The following is a 6,282-nucleotide window of genomic DNA, read 5'->3' as shown; positions in this document are numbered from 1 at the left end:
TTCGGCCCCACCCGGTTCCACCACCAGGGCGACCGGCACGCTCTCCGCGGTGAACGGCTCGGCGGGCGTCGTCTCCTCCGGCAGCGGCTGGGGAGCACCCGGGGCGGCGTGTTCGGCATGGGCCGCCTCCGCGGCAGCTTCCGGTGCGACGGGAGCCTCCTCGGCGTGCGCTTTCCCTTTCTTCTTCCGCTTCTTCTTCCCCCCTTCGACGGCAGCGGCCTCCTGGGGAGCGCCTTCCTCCTTGACCGGCGGGCGGTGGGCACCCTTCTCCTGCGGCAGCTCCTCCTGGGGAAGCTTCTCGCGCTTGACCAGTTCCAGCTCCATCTGGTTCAGGAGGTAGGAGGGCTTCCCCTTCACTGTCACCTCGATGTCGTAATCGCTCTCGATGCGGTTCAGTTCGCGCCGCTTGCGGTTCAACAGGTAATAGGCGACCTCCAGCGGCAGGCTTCCCAGCACCTCGGCGATGGTTCCCTTGGCAGCGGCCGCATGCACCTTGCGCAGGAAGGAGAGGGCCATCGCCTCGACCGACTTCACCTTGCCGCGGCCGTCGCAATGCGGGCACTCCAGGGTGCTGGCCTGGTGCAGCGTCTGGCGGATGCGCTGGCGGGAGAGCTCGAGCAGCCCGAACTCCGAGATGCGCGACACGTTGGTGCGGGCCTTGTCAGCCTTGAGCGCCGCCTTGAGCGTCTTCTCCACCTCGATGTTGTGCTTTCTCTCCCGCATGTCGATGAAGTCGATGACGATGAGGCCGCCCAGGTCGCGCAGCCTGAGCTGCCGGGCTGCCTCCTCGGCCGCCTCAAGGTTGGTCTTGAAGGCGGTGTCCTCCACCCCCTTCTCGCCGGTGGACTTGCCTGAGTTGACGTCGATGGATACCAGGGCCTCGGTGGGCTCGATGAAGATGGAGCCGCCCGACTTGAGGGGGACCTTCTTCTCGTAGATGAGGTCGATCTGCTCCTCCAGCTGGTAGCGGGAGAAGATGGGGCGCTTTTCCTGGTGCATCTTGACCAGCTTCTCGAACTGGGGGTCGATCTCCTTGAGCGCCTCGCGCACGTCCTTGAAGACGTCCTTGCTGTCGACCAGCACCTCGTCGATGTCGGCCGAGAAGTAGTCGCGGATGGTCCTGATGATCAGGTCCGACTCCTGGTAGATGAGACCCGCCCCCTTGCCCGAGTTGACCTGGGCCTTGACACCTTCGTAGAGAGAAATGAGGGAATCGAGGTCCTTCTGCAACTCATCCCGGGTTCTCCCCATCGCCTCGGTTCTGATGATGTAGCCGTACCCCTCGGGGATGGTCATTTCCGAGATGATCTCTTTGAGCTTCTTGCGCTCCGACTCGCTCTCCACCTTCCTGGAGATGCCCGCCGAGTCGCTACCCGGCATCAGCACCATGTAGCGCCCTGGCAGCGAAACGTAGGTGGTCAGGGCCGATCCCTTGTTGTCGCGCTCGCCTTTTTCGACCTGGACCAGCAGCTCCTGTCCCCTTCTCAGCACCTCCTGGATGCGGGGGCGCCGGTGCCTTTGGTCTTCCGGGATGTCGTCGCGCCACTTGTAGTTCTCGGGATGGATCTCCCCCATCTGCAGAAAGCCGAGTTTCTTGAGCCCCACGTCCACGAAGGCCGCCTGCAGCCCCGGTTCCACCCGGACCACCACGCCGCGGTATATGTTACCGCGCGTCTGTTCGCTGCCGGCGATCTCGACGTCCAGATCCACCAGCCGTCCATCCTCAACGATCGCTACTCGCGCCTCCTCGGCGTGCAGCGCATTGATCAGCATCTTTCTTGCCATAAGTATATGATTTCCTTTCGTTTGGGCCGCGCGGCACCGGAAGTGCAAAGACATTCCGGCGCGCCTCGCGCCTAATTTAGTCCCGACCCGACACGGGTCCGTTCAAGCTTCTTTCTTATATGCAACCCCAGCCAGGTGGGGGTGGCAGATTAATGAAAACCGAGTGATTATAGCAGAGTTTACCGCCAGCGCACATAAAAAAGCGAAGGAACGTGCGGTATTGCGGCATCTACCGTCAGTCGACCCTATCATTAAAGCAGTGGCCTGTCGTCCTAATCAAGCTCGATCGCCGAGAGATGCTTCCGTCTTTTCAATAGATTAGCGAGTCATCTTCCGCTATTACGTCCCTGCTTTGATAAAGGTTCTTCTGTGAAGTTTGCGGGATATTATATCAGTTCTTTGTACTGACCTTGTCGAAGTCCCCTTCCTCCGACTGTCACAGCGGCGTCCTTCGACAAGTTCCTCATGGATGAACCTTTTGGGAGCTTGATATCTCCCCATAATGCAAGGTGTAATGTGAATCTGCTCTCTCTTTTAGTGGAACCTTGGTGCAGTCATATTAAATTTTGTGATAGGCAAGATTTATGATATTTTGCCCGAACTTGACTTCGGCGCAAGGGCCCAGGCAGCTATAGGCCGAGCTTTTTCTGGCTGAGGGGATGGCAGTGTTATAACAGGTGGAGTGGGCGGCGTGACGGGACGTGTTCCCGCAGGCACGAGATAGGAAGATAATCGGAAGCACTGACAGTAAGAGGAGATGGTTTGAAAGACTTTCAGAACGTGACTGCGGTCGCGGATGTAATTCGGCTTGCGGTTGCACCAGTCTTCCTGTTGACCGCGGTCGGCACCATGTTGGGCGTGATGATAAATCGGCTGGCGCGCATCATCGACCGCGCCCGCCACTACGAGTCGAAGCTGGAAAACGCCCCACCCGAGGCGACCGCCACCTTACATAGTTCCCTGGCCACCTTGTCGCGCCGCGCCGACTTGATCGGCCGTGCAATCTTCCTGTGCACCTCGACTGCCGTCCTGGTCTGCACGGTCATCGCGCTGCTGTTTCTGGGAGATTATCTCCGCTACGACATGTCCCAGCCGATAGCCCTTTTATTCATCCTGGGCATGCTCTTGCTGGTGATCGGCTTGATCAACTTCCTGCGAGAGATCTTCATTGCCAAGGCGAGCCTGCACATCGGGCCTTACAAGTGAGCGAGCCCGCTCCCTCTCAGTACCGGTTTCCAAGCTGATCCTGGTAGTTGAGCAGGTTCCTAAGCTGCATGCTGGTTCCCACCGCAATGCCCGCCTTTACCCGGTAGGTCACCTTGATGTTCCTCTGCTCTCCCTTTCCCAGTTCTTCAAAGCGCCAGGTGTAAACGCCGTTGCTCGCTTTGGCGAAGGACGGGTCGGCGGCGATCAGCTCGAGTTGCACCGGAAGGAAGCTCTGCACCGTTACTTGTCTCGCGCTTTTGGACCCACGGTTGACGCAGTTGAGTTCCAGGGAGGATACTTCGCCAGGTTTTAGCCGGCCATCCTTGGCGGCGACTGTCAGCTCGATGATCGGGCGGGAATAGGCCAGCTGCAAATTTACTGCGATGTTCTTCTGATCCCCGCTTTCCGGCAGGAAGGCGACCGAGACAGGAGCGGCCGTGCCGTCTTTGGCGGAGGCTGAAGTCTTGATTTCCAGGATGAGGTGGGCATCCTCCTTGGGGGATAGCGGCCCCAGGCGTTCGATGACCGCTTCCCCGCCCTGCCGCTTTCCGTCGTGGTTGAGATCGTTATAGATGGTGCAGGTGACGCCGGCAGGGGCGTTCACACGGATGCCCAAGGACTCACGCCCGTTGCCGGTATTGGTCACCACTATCGGCAGCGAGACGACCTCACCCGGGACTACCACCAGCTTCTCCGCCACGGTCCTGGCAACTGCCCCACTCACCCTCGTTACCACGCTGGAAGGCGAGACAAACGATTCCGTCTTATCCAGTTCCCTGTTGATCACCTCCATCCGCAGGAACAGTTCCTGGCCGGCCAGCGCTTCGTCTTTGACCTGGAAGGTGAAGTCAAAGTCCTTGCTGTCTTCGGATTTCATCGGCAGGTCGTCCAGCACCAGGGTGGCCTGGTTCTCATATTTCGATCCCGAGGGAAGGAAGCCGACCAGTTCGTACTGCGGCGGGTAGTTCACCTTCAAGGTGACACCGGGGGCGGCCGCGCTGCCGATGTTCAACAGCGTGATGCGGTAGGATATCTTCTCCCCCGGCAGAAGATGCGGCTTGTCGGAGCTGGCAACTGCCCGCAACAGGGGGGCCGAGGAGATCTGGATCAATTCCCGGGATTGCGAGGTATCCCCGGCGAAGGCCGAGATTACTTTGATGGCAAAGATGTTCTTTTGCCCGTCGAGGTTGGAGCGTGGGATGGTTCCCACAGCCACGGCCTGGAACTTCTCGCCCACTGCAAGGGGTGGAGTGGCTTTGATCGGGATGTCCGGGGCCGCCGCGGCGGCGAAGTGGAAGTCATATTCGCGGGGGAAGCCGGATTCGAGCTGGAAGCTGTCGCTGCCGTTGCCGGTGTTGACGATCTCTACCGGAATCATGAACCGCCTGCCAACTTGCTGTGTTTCGGGTGCCGGCCCGACCTTGACTTGGCAGTCGGCGTACTGGGCGATCTGCAGGTTGAACACCTGCCCCGCCTCGGGCGTTGAGGCCGCCGGCGGTTCAGGTGCGGCTACGGGAGTGGCTACGGGAGTGGCTGTGGGTGTGGGTGGGGGCGGGGCTGCGGGTGCAGGTGCAGGGCTATGGGTAGGCATGGCCGTAGGTGCAGGTACCGGTGCAGTCCGTTCCTCTGCCAAAGCAACGATCGGTGAGCCAGCCGGTGTGCCAGCCGGTGCAGCCTCAACTTCGAAGGTTACCTCGACATTACGCCGCTGTTGTTTACTGGCGCTGGTGTTGGTGACAGCCGCCCCGGGGGATGTGCCGATGCCCACCTCGTCGGCTGCCATCACCTTGCCCGTCGCAGCTTTCTCCTGCCGCGCGGCCGTTCCGGTGGTTTCTTTCGAGGCATAACCATTCGCCAGTGCAACCAGACCGTCCGCAACATTTCCCTTCAGTGGGCTGTCAGGGTATTCCCGGAAAAACTGCGCCATGTATTTGGCTGCCTCCTGCTGATCACCGGTTTCGTAGTACGAATTCGCCAGCCAAAAAATCCCCACGTCCTTGAGAGGTGTGTGGGGATACTTTTCCAGTAGCGTGGTCATCTGCTTGATAGCGGAGTTGTAATCCTTCCTTTGGTACGCATTGAAACCGGAGATGAATAGTTGGGAATCGTCGGAATCAAGCGAGTGTGCAGGTGCTGCAGACAGAAGGGCGATGAGCTGCAGAGCGGGGAGTATTATCACAAATGAAGCACGGAAGATCTTTTTGATGTGCACGGTTGAGCCTTTCCGAGCAAAACAATTAAAAATAATGAATGTGTAAATTATCATCTTGCCGGACTGTTGTCAACGTCGTATGGGGGACACCGGCTTTGCTGGAACAACCAGGACGTTATGACAGTAGGCCAACCGCCGGATGCAGATATTGACAGTAGTGCCGTTGTTGGCTACCATCATCCGAGTTAGAAATGACACATTTGTGTGCTGCTCTAGAGCAAAAGGTGTTCAACAGGAACAATGCCCGGCCATGTTATGTGGCTTCCACACGGAGAAAGGAGTGCAGGTAGATGTCGCCATCATTTCGCCCCCGCGGCCCCAAGACCGTGACACCCAAAAGCGCGGAAGAGATAGATGAAATAGTCAGGAAGATGAAGGGTGAGCAGACGAGGCCGGAAAACTACCGGGAGCGCTCCCTCAAGATTCACGGCTGGATTTGCGCCAAGTGCGGCAGGGAATTCGAGCTGTCCAACCTGCACCTGCTTACGGTGCACCACAAAGACGGCAATCACAACTTCAACCCCCCCGACGGCAGCAACTGGGAAAACCTCTGCATCTACTGCCACGACGACGAACACAGCCGCAGCATCCTGGCGGACTACCTGTCGGGGAAAGATAAGAAAGGGTAGAAAGTCTCTTTCCAGGTTACCCCCCGCCCTCTCCCTCCGGGAGAGGGCGGGGGTGAGGGTAGTCCCGGCCATGCAAGACGATGCTTCATCGGCACATCCGCCTCAGTCCCCCCTCCCTAACCCTCCCCCTTCGGGAGAGGGGACTTTCAGACAGTGACCCAGAAACATCTCCACACTGTCCGCAATTGACAAATCCTTCCCGGTCCACCTACAATGCCCCGTTGATCCCATTACTAATGAACGCGCATCCGGCTCTGGAAATGAGTGAGGTTGCGGAGACCTGTCTCAACAGTCGAAAAGGATACTTATTCATGCTGCACCTGAAGAAACTCTCCAAGGATTTCGCTGGGAAGCCCCTCTTTACCGATATCAGCTGGCACCTCAAGAAGGGGGAGCGGGTCGGCCTGGTCGGCGAAAACGGCGCCGGCAAGTCCACGCTCATGCGGATCA

At 58.9% G+C, this 6,282-nt stretch carries 5 protein-coding genes and 1 pseudogene; 3 read left to right on the top strand and 3 right to left on the bottom strand.

The features are described from left to right. On the bottom strand, positions 1 to 1,785 hold a 1,785-nt coding region (locus tag VJ604_RS00820; protein WP_324079483.1), incomplete at its 3' end, for an Rne/Rng family ribonuclease. A 762-nt stretch (positions 1,786 to 2,547) separates the two neighbouring features. On the opposite strand from VJ604_RS00820, the gene VJ604_RS00815 reads away from it, so the two are divergent. Beyond that, the gene (locus VJ604_RS00815; protein ID WP_324079482.1) at positions 2,548 to 2,991 is read left to right on the top strand and encodes a DUF2721 domain-containing protein; all 444 of its coding nucleotides are present in this window, start codon (positions 2,548 to 2,550) and stop codon (positions 2,989 to 2,991) included. A gap of 16 nt (positions 2,992 to 3,007) precedes the next feature. Here the strand turns inward: VJ604_RS00815 and VJ604_RS00810 are convergent, their stop codons facing one another. After that, positions 3,008 to 4,456 carry a COG1361 family protein gene (locus tag VJ604_RS00810; protein ID WP_324079485.1) on the bottom strand — a complete coding sequence of 483 codons (1,449 nt, stop codon included), beginning with the start codon at positions 4,454 to 4,456 and terminating at the stop codon, positions 3,008 to 3,010. 438 nt (positions 4,457 to 4,894) lie between these two features. Further along, a pseudogene (locus tag VJ604_RS00805) lies at positions 4,895 to 5,257 on the bottom strand (tetratricopeptide repeat protein); the annotation flags it as partial. Positions 5,258 to 5,493: 236 nt separating this feature from the next. On the opposite strand from VJ604_RS00805, the gene VJ604_RS00800 reads away from it, so the two are divergent. Continuing rightward, positions 5,494 to 5,832, top strand: a complete 339-nt coding sequence (locus tag VJ604_RS00800) for a YajD family HNH nuclease (protein WP_324079481.1) — start codon at positions 5,494 to 5,496, stop codon at positions 5,830 to 5,832. A 311-nt stretch (positions 5,833 to 6,143) separates the two neighbouring features. Continuing rightward, positions 6,144 to 6,282 (top strand): ATP-binding cassette domain-containing protein (locus tag VJ604_RS00795; RefSeq protein ID WP_324079484.1); only part of this gene is annotated, 139 nt, incomplete at its 3' end.

It is taken from the genome of Geomonas sp., from assembly GCF_035254065.1.
In the GTDB taxonomy this organism is placed as follows: domain Bacteria; phylum Desulfobacterota; class Desulfuromonadia; order Geobacterales; family Geobacteraceae; genus Geomonas.
This window is presented reverse-complemented; position numbering and strand designations above follow the sequence as displayed.